We start from the raw sequence: 2,518 nt of genomic DNA, 5'->3' as shown, positions 1-2,518 counted from the left end.
TGTTGGAATTTATATGCTTATTGTGCAAATAATCCAATTAACTATGTGGATCCAAGTGGACATATATCTATGGTTGTTACTGGTAGATATTCACCTTTGGGTGTTTTAGAGAAAAAAATAGTAAATTCTCCAGCTTATATTGGAGCGGAACTATATTTAAGAAAGAAAAAGAATTGGAAATACTCGGCAGATTTTTTGGAACATTCATTACAAGACAATCCTAGTGATTTGTATTATGGAAATAAATCTGCATTAGCAAAGAAATTAAAGAAATCACGAAAAATTAGGAATAAAGTGAAAAAGTTTAAAAAATCTAATTACTTAGCAAAAAAATATTCAATTTCATTTAAACATGGTGATATGTTTGGAGCATTCCATAATGTGGACTTATATATAGACAGATTTAAAAAAGGAAAAATAAATTGTGTTTTGAAAGATTATTATGATTTTTCATATGAAAAATATAATTCATTTATTAATATTGCAAATAATTATGAGTGGGTGTGCCAAGCATTTAAGATAAGTAATGGCTATCATATTACTGTTGAAATGAAATTCAAAGATAGAAAAAATAAAAACAAAGATTTAATATAAAAATAGAGAAGTTTTTGTGTGAGAAAGTATTGGAATAGAACAGTCATAGGGAAGAATGAAAAAGGATAATGTATTTTTTATTATTCTCTATGACTGGGAGATATAGAAAATCAAATAATGAATTGGGTTATTTCAGCGGATTACACGTAAACGTACTATTTCGTATGTTTTTATTCTTGTAGATATGGTAAAAAATCTAATAGAGAGAAAAAATATGGAGGATGAATAAATGAAACAAAAATTGATTATTTTGATAATAATTATTTGTAGTTGCTTAAATATTATAGGATGTGCCAAAAATGAAAATTATAAATACGGTATTGGAAAAGACACTGTTGTTGTTGTGGGAGATGGAAGATTTCAAATATTAAAGGGAGTAGAAAGTTTTTCCTTATATGATTTAAAGAAGGATAAAGTTTTGTTAGATAATGTGGATGAATATTACAATGACGGTAAAAGTAGACTGTATGTATTTAATAATGAAATGTATGTAATTATACAGTACAGTGACGATTTATATTCAGAATATTCTGAACGTGAATTAAGTAAAGAAGATTACAAAATATTTAAATCAGATAGGATGGTGAAGCTTATTAGATCTGTTCCTACAAAACCTAATGAAATCGAATATAGGACAGATTAAAGGTTAAATAAAATTATTTTTGTGGACAAATATTATTGTTAAACGACAAGGTAATTACACTGCAGGAAGGAAAAAGAATACCTTGTTAACAAGGGTGCGTAGCGTCACATTTTTCGAAAATTTGTCAAGTGTTTTTGACAAAAAAATACAAGAAAGGAGTATTACGAATGCATATAACTCTGAAGGGCGATTCAGTAATGAAAAAAAATATTAGTAAAATATATTTGGGAATTATTATTATACTATATAATGTATTTTCCTATATATATGCTACCGATGGCTTGAAAATTCAATTAGCGACTAAAATTCAAAATAATAAGTATGATTATATAAAATATAATTATAATTCTATTAGTAATAAATTATATATAATATCAATAATAGGAATGATTATAACAGGAACAGTATTTTTGGCTTTTTCTACATACAAGATTTATACGTATATTAAAAGCCGTACAGAAAAAAAATATTACATATATTTACAATGTTAATGTTTTTTATTATTAGTATATTGTTTTTACACTTCTGTAGAAATTTTTTTGTGAATACCAATATGCTTATTGGAGAGGAAATGTAAATGAAAAGTCTAATCCCCCAGCTATGCTGGGGAGAATGACATTTCGATATGGTACTGTTTGGGATTTTTTATAAGAAACAGCATTTTATTATTTACAAAGCAGGTATTATGATACAGAGATAGGCAGATTTATAAATGTGGATGATGTTAGCATTACATTAACAAAGAATATTGGAGTACAACATTAAGAGGCACATATGTGGATATAGGACGCACATTATCATATGTTCAGTCAGTTAAAGAAGTTTATGCTGGAAGAAATGTGTTTACAGTGACGAGGACGGAAGCGGAAGTTGTAGCACGAATAGCTAACGCTAATAAAAAACTATAGGACCGGAAATTGATAAGAATAAAAGTGGGGTAATCGGATATCATTATCATGTTTCAAGGCAGAATAGAGGTCATGTGTGGTATCTTTTTGGATAAAAATGGAGGTAGAACAGATTGGAAAAGGTTGTTGTTGAAATGACATTTGATGCAGTGATATTATAGAAATACGGTAACAGATGCGCTGGGAAGTGTTTCAAAAACAACAACAAACGGTACAGAACAGGTATTATCCATAAAGGATGAAACTAGTAGTGGAAGTATTGAAACAACATATGAATATGACATGAACGGACAGAAAATAAAGGAAACTTATGGTGACGGTTCATACCTGACATTTACATATGATGTTTATGGAAATAATGTTAAGAAGTCTT

Annotated in this window: 2 protein-coding genes and 1 pseudogene; all 3 read left to right on the top strand. The window is 28.1% G+C overall.

The genetic code is table 11. From position 1 onward, the window contains the following. Nucleotides 1-594: pseudogene (locus tag DWW68_RS13265) on the top strand (hypothetical protein); the annotation flags it as partial. 229 nt (nt 595-823) lie between these two features. Then, complete coding sequence (locus DWW68_RS13260; protein ID WP_021952003.1) at nt 824-1,237, top strand: hypothetical protein; 414 nt, start codon at nt 824-826, stop codon at nt 1,235-1,237. A gap of 776 nt (nt 1,238-2,013) precedes the next feature. Continuing rightward, nucleotides 2,014-2,145 carry a hypothetical protein gene (locus DWW68_RS13870; RefSeq protein ID WP_279220131.1) on the top strand — a complete coding sequence of 44 codons (132 nt, stop codon included), beginning with the start codon at nt 2,014-2,016 and terminating at the stop codon, nt 2,143-2,145. Nucleotides 2,146-2,518 lie beyond the last annotated feature (373 nt).

The organism is Eubacterium sp. AF16-48, assembly GCF_003479405.1.
Lineage (GTDB): Bacteria > Bacillota > Clostridia > Lachnospirales > Lachnospiraceae > Eubacterium_G > Eubacterium_G segne.
This window is presented reverse-complemented; position numbering and strand designations above follow the sequence as displayed.